Source organism: Streptomyces milbemycinicus, from assembly GCF_002154605.1.
GTDB classification, from domain to species: domain Bacteria; phylum Actinomycetota; class Actinomycetes; order Streptomycetales; family Streptomycetaceae; genus Streptomyces; species Streptomyces milbemycinicus.
Map to the genome: position 1 here is coordinate 1 of NZ_MUNE01000186.1, position 20,241 is coordinate 20,241.

The window sequence follows — 20,241 nt, forward strand, 5'->3', positions numbered from 1 at the left end:
GTGCCACCCACTGCTGCCGGGCCCCGGCAGCAGTGGGTGGCACCGGACGACAACCCCGAATTCCTCAAGTCCCTCCGCGAGGAGAACAAGAAGGACGACGAGGAACTGCTCAAGGACTGGGAAGCGGACCTGCGCCGCCGCGAGGAGGAGCTGCGTCGCAAGAACGAGGAAGGTTCGGGGGACGCGAAGGAGTAAACCTTTAAGGGCGACGCGCAGGGGCGTACGGACTGGTGGGCCCGTACGCCCCAACATGTCTCAGCGGCTCTCTATGTCACGCGCGTGATGAGCCCTTTGTGTCACGCCGTCACTGCGGGCGCTGGTCCAACTTGTCCACGACCGCCCGGTCCAGGATCGCGGCGGTGCCGGTGACCTGCCCGGCCTTGTGGCCGTCGGCGTCCTCGAGCGCGACGCTGCGCTCGCCCAGGTACTCGCCCGTCTTCTGGTTGAAGATCAGCTCCTCGCGGATGGCGGACCGGCCGGAGTCGACCCGCGCGACAGCGACCCCGTGCCGCCCGGCGGCGTCCACGGCGTCGGGCACGACGACCACACCGGGGATCTCCGCCGCCGCTCGGTAGAGCGCGACGCTCACCCTGGGCGGCATCAGCGATTCGCCGATGAGGTCGCCGACGAGCACGAACGCGTCCTGGTCCAGCGACCGCTCAGGATCCCGGGTCTGCTCCACCGTGGCGTAGATCCACTTCCGCATCGCGCCGGGATCGGTGGGGAGGGTCTGGAGATGGCGGTAGCTGGTCGACCTGTCGTAGCCAGGCTTGCCCGGGGCGGGTTCGGGGTCCAGGGGCTGGTTCTCGTTGTCCGCCCGGCCGGGTTCGCGCAGCAGCCCGTTGCGGGAGCCGTCCACCGACAGCCAGACCTCGCGGCGGTGCAGCGGGTCGAGCTTGGGAGGCCCGCCGTTCTCCTGGGTCTCGAAGGCCACCTTGCTGTCGATGTACACGTACTGGTCGTCGCGGATACCCCCGTCGCCCTTCCACTCCGCCGCCGACGACGCCGACGACTTCTCCGCCACGGTCGCGATACGGCCCAGCACTTCGGGTGCGTTGTCCTCGGTGTCCCCGTTGACCCGCGGTGCGAAGGCGTACGTGGCCGTGCCGTCGGGGCCGACCCGCAGGCCGTCGCCGTCGTCCGCGCCCGTCACCGCGAGCCCGCCGACCACGGCGAGCGCGAGGGCACCGGCGAGGGCGGGGCCCGCGACGGCCGGGCGCAGCCATGCCCTGCGGGGCTCTTTGGCCGTCCCGGTGTCGGCCCGCCGAACCTCGTCGGCCTGCCGGATCTCGTCAGCCTGCCGGACCTCGCGCATCAGATGCTCCTTGAGGAGTCGGTGACGGCCCGGCGGAAGGTCTCTCTCGGGGAGAGTCGGGATGTCGTTCATCGGTTTCCCTCCTGGATGGGCCTGGCCGCGGGTGTGCGGCCATCACTCATCTGTGCGCGGCGGCGGGCGGGTTCCCGGTTCTCCTCGGCGGTCTTTTGCACGGCTTTGTCCGCCGCCGCGGCGAGCTTCTTGCGGGCGCGGGACAGCCGTGAGCGCACCGTGCCCACGGGCACCCCAAGGGCCTCGGCCGCGGCCGCGTAATCGAGGCCGGACCAGACGCACAGCGCGAGGACTTCGCGCTCGGGGCGGCGCAGGGCCTTGAGGGCGGTCGTCACGGAGGCGAGCAGTCCGGCGTCGTCGATACGGGAGGCGACGTCGTCGGCGAAGTCGCGTACGCCCTCCTGGCGCGGCAGCCGGTTGACGGCGGCGGCGTGGCGGCGGGCGGCGCGCCGGGCGTTGCGGACGGTGTTGGTGGCGATGCCCAGCAACCAGGGCCGCAGGCTGCCGCCTTCCGGGTCGATCCGCTCGCGCAGCCGCCAGGCTTCGAGGAAGGTCAGCGACACCATGTCCTCCGCCGTCGACCAGTCCCCCGTCAGGCGGTAGGCGTGGTTGTAGACGGAGCGCGCACAGGCGTCGAAGAGCTCCCCGAAGGCTTCGGGGTCCCCGTCTCTGATACGGGCTCGAAGATTCTTCTCCACGACGGGGGACTGTCCGAACGACGAGGGCCGGTTCCCATGACCTGGGTCACAAGCTCTTGACCTGGGTCACGGGAACCGGCCCTGAAACGCCGGCGGTTCAGACGTCGGCGTAGGAGTGCTTGCCGCTGATGAAGATGTTCACGCCGTAGTAGTTGAAGAGGTAGCAGCCGAACGCGATCAGCGCGAGGTAGGCGGCCTTGCGGCCCTTCCAGCCGGCGGTGGCGCGGGCGTGCAGGTAGGTGGCGTAGGCGACCCAGGTGATGAAGGACCAGACCTCCTTGGGGTCCCAGCCCCAGTAGCGGCCCCAGGCGGCCTCGGCCCAGATCGCGCCCGCGATGATCGTGAAGGTCCACAGCGGGAAGATCGTGGCGTTGATGCGGTACGCGAACTTGTCGAGGGAACCGGCGGCGGGCAGCCGCTCCAGGACGGACGCGAAGCGACCGGGCTGCTCGCCCTTGGCCAGCTTCTCCTCGTGCCGGTCGCGGAAGAGGTAGAGCAGCGTGGCGACGGCGCCGAGGTAGAGGCAGGCGCCGGAGATGATCGCGCAGCTGACGTGGATCCACAGCCAGTACGAGTGGAGGGCGGGAACCAACTGGTCGCTGGCGGTGTACAAGACAGAGACAGCGAGACCGAGGTCGAGGAGGACCGTGGTGACGAGGGGGAGCCCGATCCAGCGCACATTCTTCTTCAGCACGAGAAGGGTGAGATACACGCCGACCGCGACCATGGCGAAGGTCGTGGAGAACTCGTACATGTTGCCCCAGGGGGCGCGCTGTACCGACAGGGCGCGGGTGAGCACGGCGGCGAAGTGCATCAGGAAGGCGAGCACGGTGAGGCCGACGGCGATCCGGCCGTACAGATCGCCCTGTTCGGTGCCGCCTGCGGCGCCCGGCCCATCGGGGACGTCGCGGGTGCCCGCGGCGGAGCGGGTGACGATCTTGGGGCGCTCCAGGACGGCGGTGCCGCCGCCCTGCGCGACCCGCACGGTGACCTTGGAGGCTGCGGGGGCCGAGGCGGCGGTGATGGCGGCGGCGGTGCGGCCGACGGCGCTGCGGCTGCCGAACACCCACTCGGCGATATGGGCGAGGAAGGCGAGGGTGTAGACCGCCATGGCCGAATAGATCAGCACATTGCTGAAATGGGCCAAGCTCTCGTTGGTTTCGGCAGCGAGGTTCACGCGCGCGCTCCTTCGGCAGGATCAGCGGGTAGTGCGGTGTCGATATCCGGATTCGGCTCCGGCTCCGGCGCGGGCGGGGCCTCGGACTGCAGGGCCACGGCGAGGTCGGCGAGTTCTTCGGGGAGCTTGGCGGACTCGCTGCGACCGAGCCCCGCCATCTCGACGACGGTGACGCCGTCGTCTCCGGTCACCGCGCGGACCCACACCCGGCGGCGCTGGATGAACAGGGAGGCGGCGAGGCCGATCAGGGCGGCGACGGCACCCACGAGCGCGTAGTCGTTGCCGGGCCGATGGGAGATCTGGAAGGTGGCCCAGGTCTTGATGCCCTCGAACTTGAGGGTCCCGGCACCGTTCGGCAGCTTCATGGTGTCGCCCACCTTGAGCGCCTTCGCGAAGGCCGACCCGTCGGACTCCTTGAACTGCTTCATCCGCGAAGTGTCGAGCTGGTAGACGTTCTGCGGGATCCCGGCGTCCACGCCCAGGCTGCCGTGGTAGGCGGTCAGGATGAGCGCCGGATTGTCCAGCGCCGGGAACTGGGAGAACATCGTGCCCGTGTTGAGGTCGAGGGTCGGCACGAACTGACCCTGGAAGCCGATCTGGTCCTTCTTGTTGTTCTTGTCGCGGTAGTCCGGGACCTTGATCACTACGTTCTCGGTGAGGTTGACCGCGTCAATCGGCAGCGAGGCCACCGCCCCGCGGAACGCGACCTTGCCCTGCCCGTCGCGCACCGTGACGATCGGGGCGTACCCGTGGCCGAGCAGATAGACCTTGGAGCCCGCGATCTCCAGGGGCTCATTGACCTTGATCGAGGTCTTGTGCTCCTTGCCGTCCGCACCCTCCCAGTAGGTGACATCGGCGCGGAAGGTGCGGGGGGTGCGCTTCTGGGGGCCGCTGCGCTCATAGGTCGCGGTGAAGCGGTCCAGTTGGAAGCCGAAGGGAGCGAGATCGTTCTTGTCGAAGAGGGTGCCGGACTTGAAGTCGTCGTACTGCGTCAGATTGTTGGCGAAGCCGTCGCCCTCGACGATCAGCTTGCCGCCCTCGGCCCTGTACAGCTGCCCGACGGCGAAGGCCACCAGCATCACGATCAGCGCGATATGGAACAGGAGGTTGCCGGCCTCGCGCAGATAGCCCTTCTCGGAGGCCACCGCGCCACCGACCGTATGGGTCCGGAAGCGGCGCCGCTTCATGATCCGCTGGGCGGTCTCCAGCACCCGCTCCGGCTCGGCCTCGGTCCGCCAGGTGGTGTACGCGGGCAGCCGGGTCAGCCGGCGCGGCGCGCCCGGCGGGCGGCTGCGCAGCTGGCCGATGAACTGCCAGGTGCGCGGGACGATACAGCCGATCAGCGAGACGAACAGGAGGATGTAGATCGCGGAGAACCACACCGAGCTGTAGACGTGGAAGAGCCCCAGCTTCTCGTAGATCGGCGCGAGCGTTTCGTGCCGCTGCTTGAAGTTCTCCACCTTGACCGGGTCGATGCCCGTCTGCGGGACCAGTGAGCCGGGGATCGCACCGAGCGACAGCAGGAAGAGCAGCAGAAGCGCCACCCGCATCGAGGTCAGCTGCCGCCAGAACCACCGGACCCAGCCGATCGGCCCCATCGAGGGGACGCTGATCTCCTCGGCGGGGGCCGTGGACAGCTGCGCCCCCGCCGCGCCGAGGTCGCGCTCGTCGGCGGATGTGGCGGCCTTGTCCTCGGCTGCCTTGCCCGTGGGGTCGCTCCCCGTGGCGGTGTCGGTATCGGTGGTGGACATCGATCAGATCCCAACGTTGAAGCGCAGGGCCCAGGCCTGCATGTCGCCCATCATGCTGTCCCAGACACCTGTGAGGATCAGCACCCCCAGGGCGACCAGCATGCCGCCGCCGATCCGCATCACCCAGACGTAGTGCCGCTTGACCCAGCCGAAGGCGCCGAGCATGCGCCGGTAGGCGATGGCCACGGCGATGAACGGCAGCCCGAGACCGAGGCAGTACGCGACCATCAGCAGAGCACCGCGCCCCGCGCTCGCCTGTTGCATCGCCAGGACGTTGACGGCGGAGAGCGTGGGGCCCAGGCACGGGGTCCAGCCCACGCCGAACAGGGCGCCCAGCAGCGGCGCGCCCACCAGACCCATCCCGGGCTTCATATGGAAGCGGAACTCCCGCTGCCCGAAGCCCTTCAGCATCCCCATGAAAGCGAGGCCCATGACGATCGTGATGACCCCGAGCACCTTGGAGAGGGTTTCCTTGTGCTCCTGCAGCGTCCAGCCGAAGTTGCCGAAGAGCGCGCCGGCGGAGACGAAGACGGCGGTGAAGCCGAGCACGAAGAGGGAGGCGCCGGCCAGCATCCGGCCGCGCTTGGCCTCGCCCAGATCCGTACCGGTGACGCCTGTGACATACGACATATAGCCGGGCACCAGCGGCAGGACGCAGGGGGAGAAGAAGGAGACCAGGCCGCCGAAGACGGCGACCGGCGCCGCCACCAGCAGCGCCCCGTTCAGGACGGTCTCATTGGTGCCGGGGACGGCGGCGGCCAGGATGCTCACGGCGTCACTTCTCCTCGATCAGCGGCTTGAGCATCTTGCGCAGGCTCTCCTCGCTGAGCGGGGTGAGCGCGCGCGCCGCGATCCGGCCCTCCCGGTCCAGGACGATGGTCGTGGGGATGGCCTGAGGATTGAGGCTGCCCTTGGGGAAGCGCAGCATGAGCTTGCCGATCGGGTCGTACAAGCTCGGATAGTCGACCTTGAATTCCTTCTCGAACTGAATCGCGTTGGCGGGGTCCGGGTCACGGGTGTTGATCCCCACGAACCGCACCCCGTCGGCCTCGGTGTCCTTCGCGACCTTGACGAGGTTGGGCGCCTCGGCCCGGCACGGCGTGCACCACGAGCCCCAGACGTTGATCACGACGATCTTGCCCTTGTAGTCGGCGAGATCGAGCTTGTCGCCGTCGAGGGTCTTGCCGGTCAGCTCGGGGGCGTGCTTACGGTCGCCTCTGGCGACGGTGTCCACGCCGCCCTTGCCCTGGATGAACTTGGTGTCGCTGGAGCCGCCCGAGGTGCCGCCCGCTCCACAGGCGGACAGGGTCAGCGCGGCTACCGCGGCTCCGGTGGCCAGCACGGTTGCGCGAGGGCGGATCGCGAGGCGCCGAGGGGCGCGGCGGGCACTCATGTGAAAAGTTTCGCATGCGCCTTTCGCGGATCTTCGGCACCCCCCTCGGCACCGCCTCGGACTCAGGCGGCGGCGCTCCACTGCTGGCCCACGCCGAACCCCTGCAGATGCGCGAGGACCTTGGGGTCCTGGGCGTCCATCCAGTCCGTGAGCTGCCGGAAGGACACCAGCCGGACGTCCTTGTTCTTTTCGTCGGCGATGTGCTTGATCGCCGCCTCGACGGCGTCCATGTAAATGCCGCCGTTCCACTTTTCGAAGTGATTGCCGACGAAGAAGGGGGCGCGGTTCGTCTCGTAGGCCCGCTGGAATCCGGAGATGTACGCCTGGGTCGCCTGCTGGCGCCAGCCCGGGTAGTTGGCCGGCGGGGCATTCGTCGAATTCCGGGACTGGTTGGCCAGGATGTTGTAGTCCATCGACAGGACTTCGAAGGAATGCCCGGGGAAGGGTATTTGCTGCAGTGGGAAGTCCCAGATGCCCTGCTTCTTCGTCGGCCACACCTGACGCCCGCCGGGCGAGCTCGCGTCATAGCGCCAGCCGAGCTCCTTGGCGGTCGGCAGCAGGTTGTCCTGGCCGAGCAGACACGGGGTGCGGGCGCCGACGAGCTCCTTGCCGTAGTCGAAGGGCAGCGGCTTGAGGTCCTTGAAGCCGGTGTTCGTCCGCCACTTTGTGACAAACGACACAGCCTGGTCGATCTCCGACCGCCACTGGGCGGGCGTCCAGTTGCCGACCGAGCCGCTTCCGGCGCAGAAGTGGCCGTTGAAGTGGGTGCCTATCTCATGCCCCTCCAGCCATGCCTCGCGCACGTTCTCCAAGGTCATCCGGACGTGGTCATCGGTGAGATAGCCGATGTCGGAAGCGCCGACCGGGTTGTTCGGCGGCCGATACAGCCGCTTCTTCGACTCCGGCAGGAGGTAAAGACCGGAGAGGAAGAAGGTCATGGCCGCGCCGTGTTCCTCGGCGAGCTTGCGGAACCGCGGGAAGAGGCCGTTGCCGACCTCCCCCGCCCCGTCCCAGGAGAAGACCACGAACTGCGGCGGCTTCTGGCCCGGCTCCAGCCGTTCCGGCGCGGACGGCTGGTTCGGCTGCTTCCCGGTGTGCTCGGTCGAGCCGTCGCCAATCGGCCGCGCCTGCGTCGTCCTGCCCGGCTTGGGGGTGAATCCGGAACCCGACGACGACGAGGAGCAGCCGGCGACGGCCAGCGACGCCGCTGCCCCCGCTCCCAGGCCGAGAATCCCCCTCCGGCTGATCTCCCGCATTGTGTCCTCAATTCGCTCTCGCCGTAACCGGCGTCCGGCGTCCGGCAGGTCCTGCGGACGCCCGTTGAGATGGCGAAGCGAATACTAAGGTTCCGAATCAGCGCCACCGAATCGAACCTTCGACGCGCTGTTTCCGTTCCATTACACGCCCGTTATGCGCCGTAACCCTTGGAGGGCGCCGGGGCCCCCTTCACGGGCCTGGCGCCCGCGAGCAGATGCGCCGGGACCAGATCGCGCGCCGGCTCGCTGTAGCCGACCGAGACGATGTTGTCGCCGCGGTAGGTGAAGCTCGTGAGGCTGGCCAGGGTGCACTGCCGCTTGCGCGGGTCGTGCCACAGCCGCCGCCGCTCCACGAAGCTGCGCACGATCCAGATCGGCAGCTGATGGCTGACGCAGACGGCCTCGTGCCCGCGCGCGGCGTCCCGCGCCACCCCGATGGCCGCCATCATCCGCACGACCTGGTCGATGTAGGGCTCGCCCCAGGAGGGGCGAAAGGGGTTGGTCAGATACTTCCAGTTGGCCGGCCTGCGCAGCGCGCCGTCGCCCACGCCGAACGTCTTCCCCTGAAAGACGTTCGCCGCCTCGATCAGCCGCCGGTCGGTCCGCACATCCAGGCCGTGCGCCTTGGCGATCGGCGCCGCCGTCTCCTGCGCCCGCTCCAGCGGCGAGGCCACGACATGGGTGATGTCGCGCTCGGCCAGGTGCTCGGCGACCCGGTCGGCCATCCGGCGGCCGAGGTCCGAGAGGTGGTAGCCGGGCAGCCGCCCGTACAGCACACCCGTGGGGTTCTCCACCTCGCCGTGCCGCATCACATGCACGACGGTGATGTCGTTGTCGCTGTTTGTCATAGGGGTCATAGGGCCCATCATTCAGTCGCCTCGGCGGCGGCCCGCGCCGCCCCCGGCAAAGCCTCCGCCACCCGCTCCAGCGCCCGCTCGTCGTGCGTCGTGGACAGGAACCACGATTCGAAGGCGGACGGCGGAAGGTAGACGCCCTGGGACAGCATCGAGTGGAAGAAGGCCGTGAACCGGTACGCCTGCTGCGCCTTGGCCTTCTCGTAGTCGGTGACCTCGTCCCCGGTGAAGAACACCGAGAACATGTTTCCGGCGGCCTGCACCCGGTGCTCGACCCCCTCCTTGGCCAGCGCCTCCGTCACCAGCGCCCGCAGCCGCGCGGACGTCGCGTCCACCGCCGCGTACGCCGCGTCGTCCAGCAGCCGCAGCTGCGCCAGGCCCGCCGCGGTCGCGATCGGGTTCCCGGACAGGGTGCCCGCCTGGTAGACCGGGCCGGCCGGGGCGAGCCGCGCCATGACGTCGGCGCGCCCGCCGAACGCCGCGGCCGGGAAGCCGCCGCCCATGACCTTGCCGAAGGTCATCAGATCGGGCTCCACGCCGTCGATCCCGTACCAGCCGGCCTTCGAGACCCGGAAGCCGGTCATGACCTCGTCCGAGATGTACAGCGCGCCGTGCTCGGCGCACAGCTCCTTCAGCCCCGCGTTGAACCCCGGCAGCGGCGGCACCACGCCCATGTTGCCCGGCGACGCCTCGGTGATCACACACGCGATGTCGTCCGGGTGCGCGGCGAAGGCCGCCCGCACCGCGTCCAGGTCGTTGTACGGCAGCACCACGGTCTCGCCGGCCTGCGCGCCCGTCACCCCCGGCGTGTCCGGCAGCCCGAAGGTGGCCACCCCGGACCCCGCCGCGGCGAGCAACGCGTCCACATGCCCGTGGTAGCAGCCCGCGAACTTGATCACCTTCGCCCGCCCGGTGAACCCGCGCGCCAACCGGATCGCCGACATCGTCGCCTCGGTCCCCGAGGAGACCAGGCGCACCTGGTCCACGGGCCCGACCCGTGCCACGATCTCCTCGGCGAGCTCGACCTCCCCCTCCCCCGGCGTCCCGAACGAGGTCCCCCGCGCCACGGCAGCCTGCACCGCCGCGATCACCTCGGGGTGCGCATGGCCGAGGATCATCGGCCCCCACGAGCACACGAGGTCGACGTACTCCCGTCCGTCGGCATCGGTGAGGTACGGACCGGTACCGGACACCATGAAGCGGGGCGTACCACCCACGGCGCGGAACGCCCGCACCGGAGAATTCACGCCGCCAGGCGTCACGACGGCCGCGCGGTCGAAAAGCGTCTGCGAAACTGGTGCTGCGTACGGATAGCTCACGCATGCCATGTTGTCAGAGGCTGACTAAGAACTGCCGCCGGGCGTTTCACACGACTGGCGCGGGGGAGGTCTCTGACACGATGATCGGGTTGCGCGGCAGTGGCCGCGAGTGGTCGGGTGGAGATATGCATCGCGGTGGCGAACTGGGTGAAGGGACCGACGATCGAGGTCCCGAGCGCGCCCGCCCTGGACGCCATAGGCGCCGTGGGGACGACGCAGGCGGCGCACGCAGAAGCGGGAGCGGGCGTATGGGGGTGACGTACAAGTACTTCGGCGCGCCCGACGGCGCGACCGCGGCCCGGGTCCCCATCTCCATGCGTCCCGAGGAGCTCGGCGGCGACGAGCTCGGCCATGGCATGTTCACCAAGATCAAGCCGGAGACGGTGGCCGCGATGGTCCTCACCGGCATCGAAGGCGTCCCCCTCCACAAGGTGCCCCCGCTCGAACTCGTCGTCCTCCACCCCGACTACGCCGTGGTCAAGCTCCCCATGACCGCCGTCGACCCGCTCCGCGGCGTCGGCGAGGAGGCCGTCGGCGCCGCCGCCTTCATCTGGTCCACCGTCCCCGACCGCGGCGGCCCCCGCGACGCCTTCACGGTCTACCGGCTGCTGCACGAATGGCAGGACTTCAGCCACCGGCTGCATGAGGCGGGACATCAGCCTTATTGCCTGGTGTGGCCCTGACCTTGCGCGGATGCGGACGCATCCGTGAGATTCCCGGGCGGGCGTCGGGCCCGGCTCTCAGGCCGTACGAACCTCCGGCCCGGCCTCGTCCGGAACCGCCGCGGCCGGCGTGGATTCCTCCGGCAGTCGCCGCATGAGGACGCCGTACCCGATCCCTGCCAAGGTCCCCACGACCGCGCACAACCCCCACAGCCACTCCGGGCCGAAGTGGTCGATGACGGTGCCGGACATGAGCGGGGCGATCAGGGCGGCGGCCGACCACGCCAGAGTGTTCATGCCTTGGTAGCGTCCACGCCCCTGAGCGGGTGAGAGCCGGACGAGGAGCACGCTCTGCGTCGGCGTGGAGCCGATCTCGGCGAGCGTCCACACGCAGACGGTGAGCGCGAAGACGCCGACCGACCCGGCGAAGGCGGTGAGTCCGAAACCGTACCCCGCGAGGAGCGAGCAGACGATCATCAATGCGCGCCGATCGCGGTGCTCGATGAAGCGCGTGACCGGGATCTGCAGGACGACGATCAGGACGCCGTTGACGGCGATGACCAGGCCGTAGTCGGCGGGCGTGAACCCGGCGCGGCCCATGGCGATCGGGAGTCCGACGTTGCCCTGCTGGAAGAGGACGGCGACGACGAAGGACAGTCCGACGGCGGCCATGTACCGCCCGTCCCGCAGCACGGTCCCGAGGCTGACTCCGTCCTCTGTCGGTTCGGCCTTGGGCATGGGCCGGGACTCGGGCACCTTGAGGAGGACGACGACCGCGCACGCCAGCGTCATCCCCGCCTCGATGAGGAACCCGGCGAGATAGCTGGACTCGGCGATGAACCCAGCGGCCATTGAGGCGAAGGCGAAGCCGAGGTTGACGGCCCAGAAGTGCAGCGAGAAAGCCCGCACCCGGTCCTGGGGCCTGACGATGTCGGCGATCATCGCCTGCATGGCGGGCCGGGAGGCGTTGGAGGCCATGCCGACGAGGAAGGCGACGGCGGCGATGGCCACGGGGCCGCGCATGAAGCCGAGCAGCGCGATGGAGCCGGCGGTGGCGGACTGGGCGATGAGAAGGGTGGGTCGCCTGCCGAGCCGGTCGGCCATCACCCCACTCCCCAGCGCGGACACGACCCCGCCGAGCCCGTGCAGGGAGGCGACGAGACCGGCGTACGAAGCCGAATACCCGCGGTCGAGCGTGAGGTAGAGGGCCATGAACGTGGCGACGAAGGCGCCGAGCCGGTTCACGAGGGTGCTGGTCCACAGCCACCAGAACTCCCGGGGCAGGCCGGAGACGGTTTCCCGGGCGGCGCGTCTCACGGCAGCGAGTGGCATGGGTCCCCCAGGATCAGGCCCGAATGGGCGAGAGCGAATGGAACGCGAAGAACCTGTTCACCGGCTGGGTGGACGTCAACCGGCGTTGTCACGTTGTTGGGTAAACGTACGTCTGACGGTGTGTCGGGGCATGGCGGGCCGCACTCCGGGCCGGTGCTCAGGCCGTGGTGGGCTGCTGGCTGTTCTCGGCCCGATTGTTCAATCCCTTGTGCGATCGGTGCTCGACCGACGGCATCGTCTCGCGGTGGGCGGCGCCGTAGGAGTGGAGCTTGTCGGTTGTACGAGACAGCACCCGACCGTTGCTCGATGCGGCACTAGGTCAGGCACCAATCGAGTACGGCCATCGCACTGGCCAGCTTCATCTGCGCCTGGTCCCAGGCCAGCGACCGGGGCCCGTCGAGTACCCCACTCGTGACTTCCTCGCCCCGGCGGGCCGGCAGGTCGTGCATGAAGAAGGCATCCGGCCACCGCGCCATCAGACGCTCGTCGACGGCGAACGGCGTGAATGCCGTCCGCCAGTCCGGATCACTCTTGCTGGTCCCGGTGGTCTGCCATTGAGTCGTGTAGACGACGTCCGCGTCGCCGTCGATATCGTCGACCCGGTGCACCTCGACGACCTTGCTGCCCCACTCCTTCGCCGTCTGCTGGGCTCGAACGAGGACCGCGGGGTCGAGCCCGTACCCGGCAGGTGTCGCCAGGGTCAGGGCGGCTCCGGGGATCAGTGCCAGGCCGTGCGCAAGGGCCGCGGCCGTGTTGTTCCCCTCGCCGAGATAGACGAGATGGAGCCCCCGCAGCGAACCGAAGCGATGGGAGAGGAGGGCGATGTCCGTGAGGCCCTGGGTCGGGTGTTCTTCGCGCACCATCGCGTTGATGACGGGTATCGAGGCTGTGCCGGCGAGCTCGCGCAGATCATTCTCACCGACAGAATCCCTCACGACCAGGGCGTCGAGCATTCCCCCCAGGATGCGGCCGGTGTCCGACAGCGGCTCACCCGTGGCGAGTTGCAGGTCGTTCGGCCCGTAGGCGATGACGGTACCGCCGAGCCGTATCGCACCGCTGGTGAAAGCCGTCCGGGTACGCGTCGAGGTGTGGCTGAACAGCGTGCCCACCACAAGATCCTGCAGAGGGCGCTCCTTGGGGCGTCTGTTCTCGTACCAGGCGCAGGAGCGACGGACGAGCGTCCGCAACTCCTCAGGTGTCAGGTCGTGCAGGGAGATGAGGCTGCGCGGAGGGCGCAGCCCGTCAGCCCGAACGGCAGTCTGGTCTGTCATCGCTTCGGCTCCGGTTTCTTCGATGTTTGGCTCCGGCCGAGGACTCCGTGTCGGCCACCATGTCGCCGCCACGTCGGGGCGGTCATGAACCCGCCTTCGCGCCGACCAGGGACTCGCTGCCTTCGGCCGATGTCCCGGCGAGCAGGCCCTCGGCGGCTGCCACGCCGTAGACCAGGTCGATGTACCGGTCTCCTCGGTCAGGGAAGAGGGTGACGACGGAGGATGCGGGGCGTATGGAAGGGACGATTTTCCGGATGGCTGCAATGACCGATCCGGAGGACCCGCCAGCGAAAATCGCCTCTTTGGACAACAAGTCATGGCAGGCCTCGATCGATTCCTCGTCCGTCACCTCGACGACACGGTCGACCAGGCTCTCGTCGAGCAGCTCAGGCACCCGGCTCGAGCCGATCCCGGGAAGTCGGCGCGGTCCGGGAGGATTGCCGAACACCACCGATCCGACGGCATCCACGGCGATCACCTGGAGCCCTTCGTAGCACTCCTTCAGCCGGCGTGCCAGGCCGTTCAACGTGCCAGTTGTGCTCACCGCAACCACCAGATAGTCAGGGTCGCCCGGCAGGTCCTCGGCTATTTCCTCCGCAGTGCTCCGATAATGCGCTTCAGGCCCCAGGGAGTTGGCGTACTGGTTGATCCAGACTGCCGCGGGATCGGCGGCCAGTATGTCTTTCACCCGCGCGATACGCGCGGGCAAGTAGCTGCCTCCGGTTGCCGCACCGTCAACCATCTCGACTTGCGCACCGTAGCTTTTCAGAATCGCATGGTTGCTGGATGTGATGTGCGGATCGACCACCAGGGTGAGGCGCAGGCCGTGGATCCGGGACATCATGGCCAGTGCGACACCGAAATTTCCGGAAGTGCTCTCGACGATATGCGCCCCGGGACGGAATAGGCCCTCGCGCATGCCGGTCTCGATGATGTGCCGCGCGGTACGGTCCTTGACACTTCCCGCAGGATTGAGCATTTCGAGTTTGGCGAATACCTGCGGTCCCGTCGGGAAGAGGCGTCTCAAGTGGACCATCGGGGTGCTGCCGATACAGTCCACAATAGAGTCATGCAGCAAGAATCCCCCTCAGCTAATTCCTTGCCCGTCCGATTTTTCGGCGGTTTCCCATTCCCCCCGAGTCAGGCGTACTTGACCTCCACCCGGGAAAGGTATGCCTCTGCGACGGCCAGTGAGGCATCGAATTCATCGGCCCAGGAGATGGCATGGCCGAGGCGATCGCCGTTGTCGACCACTCCGTTGTTCTGCATGGGTCCCGAGGTGAAGGTGGCGCGGAGGATTCCGGCAGGCAGTTCGGGCGGGGGCGTCACGGACGTGATCAGTCCGGTGCGCCGGGGCGTCAGATAGAGGCTTGTCGCATAGCCGCCGCGGACGTCGCCGACCGGTTCGCCGGGGGGAAGGCCCAGATACAGACGCGTGTACAAGTCGATGACATCATCCCCGATGGTGAGCCGCATCAGCTCCCGGATCTGGTCGCCGCCCAGCCTCGGATTGATCTCGATCAGCGCCGGCACGCCATCGACGATCTTGAACTCGACATGGGCGGCTCCCCGGCGGTGTCCCACCGCGGCGAGCCAGTCGACGACCACCCGCACGATGCGAGCGTCCTCCTCGGCCGTCCCGAAATGGTACGGAAACATGGCCCCGAGCTCGACCCGGAAGGGGAGCTCGGCCATCAACTTCTTGGTGAATCCGAGAAACCGCCAGCCGTCGGTGCGGTCGTCCCATATCAGCTCGGCCGTGAATTCCGGTCCGTCGATGAACTCTTCCACCAGGGCGTACCGTGCGCGGCGGTAGCCGCGGAGATTGACCGGGTGGGCGGCGATGGTACGCAGAGCCGCGCGGTACTCGTCGTCGGACGAACAGACCCGGACCCCGGTACTGCCACTGTCGTCCACAGGTTTCACCACACACGGGTACCCGAGTGGAGACGCGTCGCCCGGCTCGTCCAGCGGCACGCGTACGGCCACCACGGAGCGCCCAATGCCCTTCGTCAAGTTGCGGGAACGGTCCTTGAAGTGGCAGTTGAGCAAGCCGTCCACCGGGGCGTGTGGCAGGCCGAGCCGCTCCGCGATCACGGCTGCCTGCACCAGCCGGTAGTCGTCGAACGCGATCACGGCGTCCGGCGCGTGGTCGGTGAAGAAATGCATGAGCTTCACCAGGTCATGGGTGTCGACCACGCTGTGGGCATCGGCAATGCTGACCGGGCTCGGAGAGAACTTCGCGTACTCCGACGGATCGCGGGCGACGAAATGAGTCCGATAACCCTTTTCCTTGGTGAGCCGCATGCCTTCGGGGCCGTAGTCCAACATGTTGCTCTCGATAAAAAAGGCGGTCTTCACCTGGAGTCCCCAATTTCAGATACTTCGCGTTCGAAAATCAGATGACTTGCTTACTTGAGCTCAGACGCGGGCGACACCCACGGGGTATTCTCGAGACTCCGACAATAACACTTCAAGTCCGTTTGCGGTACAGGCTCGGGATTTGCCGCCGCTGGGTATGGCGGGCGATTATGGCGGATGTGCCGGGATCTTTCCGTCTTACGTTCGGAAAAAGCGGGCGAATATGCAGTCAGGGGCGCTGTGAAACCCGCCTCGCTCAGCGGGGGACGAGGCGCACCGGGGCGTGCGCCGGTCCGTTCACCGCGATCGAACGCAGTGGCTCCACGTCTCCGGCCGGTTCGATGACGGCGACCAGCTCCGCAAGTGTCTCCAGGAGCATCCGCATCTGATGGCGGGCCATGGTGCTCCCGATACAGACGTGCTCTCCCGTGCCCAGGGCCAGATGGCGGTTGGGCTGCCGGCCGAGGTCGAACCGCTCGGGTTCCGGGAACACCGACTCGTCCCGGTTGGCCGAGGGGATCCACAGCACGACCCGGTCCCCGGCGGCGATGCGCCGGCCTTGGACGGCCGTGTCCGCCGTGGCCGTCCGCATGCTGTGCGTGGCGCTGCTCGTCCACCGCAGCACCTCCTCCGCCGCGGTCCTGACGAGTTCGCCGTCCCGTTCCCGTACGAGCCGCTGCCACGCCTGCGGATATGCGGCGAGAGCAAGGATCCCCGAGGCCATCGACAGACCCGCGTTCTCCGCGGCTCCGACCAGGTTCTCGCAGCTCAGCAGGATCTCGGTCTCCGTCAACAGCCCGCCCTGCACCTCGTTGTTGACGAACATGCCCATCGCGTCGTCCGCGGGCTCCTCCATCCGCGCGTACATCATGTCGATGAAATAGCGCATCAGCTCCAGGTGGCTGGTGAGGGGTTTGCCGGACTCGAACGCCTCCGTGGTCCAGGTCAGCAGCCGCTCGCGGTCCTCCGGCGCCACACCGAGCAGCCTGCCGATGTTGTGGCTGGAGAGCCGGGCTCCGATGTCGTGGACCACATCGCAGGTGCCCGACTCGACAGCGCGCGTCACCACCGAGCGGATCTCGGCGCGCATCTCGCCCGCCAGGGAACGGGCGCACCGTTCGCTGAACCGGTCGGCCACCTGCCCGCGCAGGGCACGGTGCCTGGGCGGATCGGTCAGGGCCATGGTCAGACCGCTGCCGGGGTCCTCCCCCAGATCCGTCGGCCGCAGCAGGACGCCCTGCGCCGAACTGAAGACGGCCGGGTTCTGGTACACCTGCCGTATGTCGTCGTACCGGGTGAGCGACCAGAAGCCCGGCAAATCGCCCGGTTCGTGCCAGTGGACCGGGGCGTGCTGTCTCATCCAGCGCCACAGCCGGTGCACCTCGCCGGAGGCGTGCAGCTCCGGGTCGACAACGTCGGCAGGGGTGAAGGTGATGTCGGTCATGACGCAGCTCCCGCGGCGATCAGGGCAAGACGGTCATGGAAACCTTCGAGCAGCTTCAGTGCGGTGGCCTCGGCGACGGCGTCACGCCGGAACGAGAGCACCACGTCGAGCGCGCCGGCGCTGTTTTCGTCTGGCCACACCTCGAGGTGCAGCTCCAGGGGAAGGGCGGCGTACGGCTGGCGCAGAAACGCGGAGACGACACCGGGCAGATCGAGCCGGGGCGGAGCGTTGTCCTGGAGGGCGAAAAGGGACTGGAACACCGGCGGCCGCCCGGGCGTCGTCGTCCCCACTCCCTGCGCGACGGCCGTGAAGGGGACATCGCTACGGCTGAAGGCCCGGTGGACCAGTCTGCCGGTCTCCCGGATACCGTCCTCGCCACCGCCCACCGCGGCGCCGCGCAGGCGGACCGGCACCATGTTGATCAGGCAGCCGATGGCCTGCTCCAGCTCCGGAGCGGTGCGCTCGGCGACGGGCACTCCCACCGCGAAGTCCCGCTGCCCGCATGCCTCGGCCATGATGTCCGCCCAGGCCGACAGGAGCACCACGAACCGGCTCACGCCGAGCGCGGCGCCCCGTGCGTCGAGGCGCGCCGTCACGGCCGCGGGAACGGACACGTCCAGGTGTCCAGTCCCGGTCTCCCCGGGGCCGGGCCCTTCGGGCCAGCGGATCTGGGGCACGTCCTGGAACTCCTCCCGTACCCGCTCCGTCCGCCCCGCCGAGTCCGTCACGGCGATCGCCGCCGTCGTCAGCCGGACCCGCTCGGCCAGGGTGGGCGGCGCGGTCCGTGGCTCACATCCGGCATAGGCGTCGGACAGGTCGCGCGCCAGGACGGACTCCGACCGGCCGTCGAAGCCGATGTGGTGGACCACCAGCCCGAACAGCCAGCCCCGCGGCTCGGTCACCGGCACCAGCGCGGTGCGCCACAGGTCGGCGTCCTGGGGTTCCAAGGGCTCCTCGAAGAGCCGCCGCAGCGCGCCGACCGCCTCGTCGACGGTCGGCCGGGCGTCCAGCAGCTCCAGGGGCGGGGCGGAGATGTCGGTGACCTCGGCATGGGGCCGGGGATCCACCCGGAAGGCCGTGCGCAGCACCTGGTGCCGCTCGTGGACGGCGGCGACGGCCGCCTCCAGGGCATCCTGGTCGAGCCGGCCGTGCAGCTGCCACGTCATCAGGCAGTATCCGGACCGGTCCCGCGGCGCCGTCAGATGGCGGGTGAGGAACACCAACTCCATGGGGGTCAGCGGGAGGTCACAGGTCAGCGGGAGGTCAGCGGATGGGGGGAGGTCACCGGTCGGGGGGAGGTCACCGGTCGGCGGCAGAACGGCGTCCGTGCCCCGCGCCGACCGCAGCCAGGATCCGAGGCGTTCGGCCGACGCGTGCTCGTACAGGATCGACAGCGGAACCGGCCGCCCCGCCCGCTTGCCGATCCGGGTGCAGGCACGGGCGGCCTGCAGCGAGGAGCCTCCCAGCGCGAAGAAGGACGTGTCCGGTGGCACGGTCCGGCTTCCCAGCACGGCCGCGAACGCCTCGGCCACCAGGTGGACGAGCGGGTCGCCGATGGGGCCGTGGTGGCTCTCGACGGGCGCCTTCGGCACGCTCGCCAGCAGGGCCCGGTCGTCCAGCTTGCCGCTGCCGGTCAGCGGGAAGGAGTCGACGAAGGCGACGTCGACGGGGCGTTGGTAGACGGGCAGGTGGCGGGCGAGGATCGCCGGTATGTCCGGCAATGCGCCGCCACCGGTCCGGTCCGGCACGCAGAAAGCCACCAGTTCGAAGGCGCCGCCGAGTTCATTCCACCGGGGGACCACCCGGCAGTCGGCGACGTACGGGACCAGGCACTCGATCTGCCGCTCCACCTCGGCCGGTTCGACGCGGTTGCCCCGGATCTTCACCTGCCGGTCGATCCGCCCGCGGAACTCGACGGTCCCGTTCTCGTCCCGGGTGCCCAGGTCCCCGGTGCGGTACAGCCGGACCCGCTCACCGTCGATGTCGACTTCCGTGAACTTCTCGGCGGTCAGGGCCGGTTCACCGAGGTAGCCGTGGGCCAGGCCGTCGCCCGCGACGCAGATCTCCCCCGGCTCCCCGGCCGCGCAGCGGCGGCTGCCCTGGAGGACGAAAACGGAGGTGCCGGGCACCGGCCGCCCCAGCGGGATGCCGCCGGACCGGGCGCAGTCCGCGGCGGTGATGCGGTGCGTGGTGGTGAACACCGTGCTCTCGACCGGGCCATAGCCGTTGATCAGGGCCGTGTCGGGGAACCGGTCGAGGAAGCGGCCGACGTGCCGCACGGACAGGCGTTCACCGCCGATCATGACCTGGGACAGGCCGCTCAGCGCCGTCAGGTCCTCATCGACCATCAGGTTGAACAGGCTGCTGGTCAGCCACACCGTGTTCACTCCGTGGTCGGCGACCATCGCGCGCAGGGCCTCGGCCGTCAGAAACGGCTCGCCGATCAGGACGCAGGTGCCGCCGTGGTACAGCGCGGCCCAGAGTTCGAGGGAGAAGGCGTCCCACGGCAGCGCCGCCGCGAGGGGAATGACCGTATCCCGGTCGAAACGCGCGAAGGTACCTGCCCGGAAGAGCCGTGCCGTCGCCCGGTGCGGGGTGATCACTCCTTTGGGCCGTCCGGTGGTGCCCGAGGTGAAGAACACACAGCACGCGTCGGAGCCCCGTACCGCCACCGCGGCGCGGGCGGGGCCCTCCCCCGTACCGTCCTCGGCCGGTGTCCACAGTGGCGCGGACAGCTCCGCCACCGCGCCCGGCCGGGCGACGACGAGGGGCGGCCGGAGCTGTTCGACCACCGCGTCCAGACGGGTCCGTGGCCAGTCGGGATCGAGCAGCGCGTATGCGGCACCGAGTTTGAGAACGGCCAGCAGCGTGACGACCAGGTCGACGGAGCGCGGCAGCAGGATCGGGACGAGATGACCCTGCTCGACACCGTCGGCGGCGAGCAGGCCGGCCAACCGCTCGGCGCGGGCGTCCAATTCACCGTACGAAACCCGGGCGTCCCCGGCAATCAGGGCTGTGCGCCGCGGCTGAGCGCGCGCCTGTGTGGCGAAGACGTCATGCAGTAGTCCTTCTCCTGGTGATTCCCCAGTGACTTCTGCAGCCCACGCGGCATTCGACCGCAACACGTCGACTCCCTTCGCGATCCCGGACAACGAGGGTTTGCGAGCACATCATCAGGCGCGCACGACGTTGCCATGTCTGCTCGTTTCCTGCCAGCCTCCTTTTCTTTTCATAAAAGGGGTTGAGCCTGACTTCGTCATGAATGTGACCGCGCCCGATCCCTCGTTCCGGGACAGTGAGCTGTGCCATGATCGCAGGGGGTCCGAGAAACCCGACCCCGCCTACTGTCGACGACCGTTTTCATTTCACGCGACATCAGCGCGACATCAGACGGAA

The 20,241-nt window shown here is 68.8% G+C and carries 16 protein-coding genes and 2 pseudogenes; 2 read left to right on the plus strand and 16 right to left on the minus strand.

Going from position 1 to position 20,241, the window contains the following annotated elements; genetic code table 11:
• Nucleotides 1-195, plus strand: a pseudogene (locus CCN51_RS16435) (hypothetical protein); the annotation flags it as partial.
• A 109-nt stretch (nucleotides 196-304) separates the two neighbouring features.
• Here CCN51_RS16435 and CCN51_RS16440 read toward each other — a convergent pair.
• From CCN51_RS16440 to hemL, 9 genes are all read right to left on the minus strand, one after another.
• Complete coding sequence (locus tag CCN51_RS16440; RefSeq protein ID WP_014178652.1) at nucleotides 305-1,387, minus strand: CU044_5270 family protein; 1,083 nt, start codon at nucleotides 1,385-1,387, stop codon at nucleotides 305-307.
• Nucleotides 1,384-2,025 carry an RNA polymerase sigma factor gene (locus CCN51_RS16445; RefSeq protein ID WP_014178651.1) on the minus strand — a complete coding sequence of 214 codons (642 nt, stop codon included), beginning with the start codon at nucleotides 2,023-2,025 and terminating at the stop codon, nucleotides 1,384-1,386. The genes CCN51_RS16440 and CCN51_RS16445 overlap by 4 nt, the downstream gene beginning before the upstream one ends.
• 97 nt (nucleotides 2,026-2,122) lie before the next feature.
• Nucleotides 2,123-3,202 (minus strand): c-type cytochrome biogenesis protein CcsB, encoded by a 1,080-nt coding sequence (gene ccsB / locus CCN51_RS16450; RefSeq protein ID WP_014178650.1) that lies wholly within the window; start codon nucleotides 3,200-3,202, stop codon nucleotides 2,123-2,125.
• Nucleotides 3,199-4,953 carry a cytochrome c biogenesis protein ResB gene (resB, locus tag CCN51_RS16455; protein WP_014178649.1) on the minus strand — a complete coding sequence of 585 codons (1,755 nt, stop codon included), beginning with the start codon at nucleotides 4,951-4,953 and terminating at the stop codon, nucleotides 3,199-3,201. Before resB ends, ccsB begins: the two co-directional genes overlap by 4 nt.
• Nucleotides 4,954-4,956: 3 nt before the next feature.
• Complete coding sequence (locus CCN51_RS16460; RefSeq protein WP_014178648.1) at nucleotides 4,957-5,724, minus strand: cytochrome c biogenesis CcdA family protein; 768 nt, start codon at nucleotides 5,722-5,724, stop codon at nucleotides 4,957-4,959.
• A gap of 4 nt (nucleotides 5,725-5,728) precedes the next feature.
• On the minus strand, nucleotides 5,729-6,346 hold the full coding sequence (locus CCN51_RS16465; protein WP_014178647.1) for a TlpA family protein disulfide reductase: 618 nt from the start codon (nucleotides 6,344-6,346) through the stop codon (nucleotides 5,729-5,731).
• A gap of 62 nt (nucleotides 6,347-6,408) precedes the next feature.
• A complete protein-coding gene (locus tag CCN51_RS16470) occupies nucleotides 6,409-7,602 on the minus strand; it encodes a polysaccharide deacetylase family protein (protein ID WP_014178646.1) in 1,194 nt (397 codons plus the stop codon).
• Nucleotides 7,603-7,754: 152 nt separating this feature from the next.
• Entirely contained in the window at nucleotides 7,755-8,450 is a 696-nt protein-coding gene (locus CCN51_RS16475) for a histidine phosphatase family protein (RefSeq protein WP_014178645.1), read from the minus strand.
• Between the two features lie 17 nt (nucleotides 8,451-8,467).
• A complete protein-coding gene (gene hemL, locus CCN51_RS16480) occupies nucleotides 8,468-9,784 on the minus strand; it encodes a glutamate-1-semialdehyde 2,1-aminomutase (protein ID WP_078610593.1) in 1,317 nt (438 codons plus the stop codon).
• A gap of 116 nt (nucleotides 9,785-9,900) precedes the next feature.
• Between hemL and CCN51_RS16485 the strand changes: the two genes are divergently transcribed.
• Nucleotides 9,901-10,458, plus strand: coding sequence for a hypothetical protein (locus CCN51_RS16485; RefSeq protein WP_078610592.1), 558 nt, complete (start codon nucleotides 9,901-9,903; stop codon nucleotides 10,456-10,458).
• A gap of 57 nt (nucleotides 10,459-10,515) precedes the next feature.
• Here CCN51_RS16485 and CCN51_RS16490 read toward each other — a convergent pair whose 3' ends face one another.
• The 7 genes and pseudogenes from CCN51_RS16490 to CCN51_RS16515 form a co-directional block, all read right to left on the minus strand.
• The gene (locus CCN51_RS16490; protein ID WP_193383740.1) at nucleotides 10,516-11,769 is read right to left on the minus strand and encodes an MDR family MFS transporter; all 1,254 of its coding nucleotides are present in this window, start codon (nucleotides 11,767-11,769) and stop codon (nucleotides 10,516-10,518) included.
• A gap of 169 nt (nucleotides 11,770-11,938) precedes the next feature.
• Nucleotides 11,939-12,046 (minus strand): annotated as a pseudogene (locus CCN51_RS53325) (IS6 family transposase); the annotation flags it as partial.
• A 37-nt stretch (nucleotides 12,047-12,083) separates the two neighbouring features.
• Nucleotides 12,084-13,040: an ornithine carbamoyltransferase gene (locus tag CCN51_RS16495; protein ID WP_055413991.1), complete on the minus strand. Its 957-nt coding sequence runs from the start codon at nucleotides 13,038-13,040 to the stop codon at nucleotides 12,084-12,086.
• A gap of 82 nt (nucleotides 13,041-13,122) precedes the next feature.
• Nucleotides 13,123-14,118, minus strand: a complete 996-nt coding sequence (gene sbnA, locus CCN51_RS16500) for a 2,3-diaminopropionate biosynthesis protein SbnA (RefSeq protein ID WP_078610591.1) — start codon at nucleotides 14,116-14,118, stop codon at nucleotides 13,123-13,125.
• Between the two features lie 62 nt (nucleotides 14,119-14,180).
• Entirely contained in the window at nucleotides 14,181-15,401 is a 1,221-nt protein-coding gene (locus CCN51_RS16505; protein ID WP_014178639.1) for an ATP-grasp domain-containing protein, read from the minus strand.
• Nucleotides 15,402-15,657: 256 nt separating this feature from the next.
• Nucleotides 15,658-16,845 carry a cytochrome P450 gene (locus CCN51_RS16510; RefSeq protein ID WP_014178638.1) on the minus strand — a complete coding sequence of 396 codons (1,188 nt, stop codon included), beginning with the start codon at nucleotides 16,843-16,845 and terminating at the stop codon, nucleotides 15,658-15,660.
• Complete coding sequence (locus tag CCN51_RS16515; protein WP_238545438.1) at nucleotides 16,842-19,970, minus strand: amino acid adenylation domain-containing protein; 3,129 nt, start codon at nucleotides 19,968-19,970, stop codon at nucleotides 16,842-16,844. Before CCN51_RS16515 ends, CCN51_RS16510 begins: the two co-directional genes overlap by 4 nt.
• Nucleotides 19,971-20,241 lie beyond the last annotated feature (271 nt).

What these genes read in the sequence shown, in the direction of transcription:
- CCN51_RS16440 (WP_014178652.1), bottom strand. Translation starts at nt 1,387, where the DNA reads ATGAACGACATCCCGACTCTCCCCGAGAGAGACCTTCCGCCGGGCCGT.
- resB (WP_014178649.1), bottom strand. Translation starts at nt 4,953, where the DNA reads ATGTCCACCACCGATACCGACACCGCCACGGGGAGCGACCCCACGGGC.
- CCN51_RS16465 (WP_014178647.1), bottom strand. Translation starts at nt 6,346, where the DNA reads ATGAGTGCCCGCCGCGCCCCTCGGCGCCTCGCGATCCGCCCTCGCGCA.
- CCN51_RS16470 (WP_014178646.1), bottom strand. Translation starts at nt 7,602, where the DNA reads ATGCGGGAGATCAGCCGGAGGGGGATTCTCGGCCTGGGAGCGGGGGCA.
- CCN51_RS16475 (WP_014178645.1), bottom strand. Translation starts at nt 8,450, where the DNA reads ATGACAAACAGCGACAACGACATCACCGTCGTGCATGTGATGCGGCAC.
- hemL (WP_078610593.1), bottom strand. Translation starts at nt 9,784, where the DNA reads ATGGCATGCGTGAGCTATCCGTACGCAGCACCAGTTTCGCAGACGCTT.
- CCN51_RS16485 (WP_078610592.1), top strand. Translation starts at nt 9,901, where the DNA reads ATGCATCGCGGTGGCGAACTGGGTGAAGGGACCGACGATCGAGGTCCC.
- CCN51_RS16490 (WP_193383740.1), bottom strand. Translation starts at nt 11,769, where the DNA reads ATGCCACTCGCTGCCGTGAGACGCGCCGCCCGGGAAACCGTCTCCGGC.
- CCN51_RS16495 (WP_055413991.1), bottom strand. Translation starts at nt 13,040, where the DNA reads ATGACAGACCAGACTGCCGTTCGGGCTGACGGGCTGCGCCCTCCGCGC.
- CCN51_RS16510 (WP_014178638.1), bottom strand. Translation starts at nt 16,845, where the DNA reads ATGACCGACATCACCTTCACCCCTGCCGACGTTGTCGACCCGGAGCTG.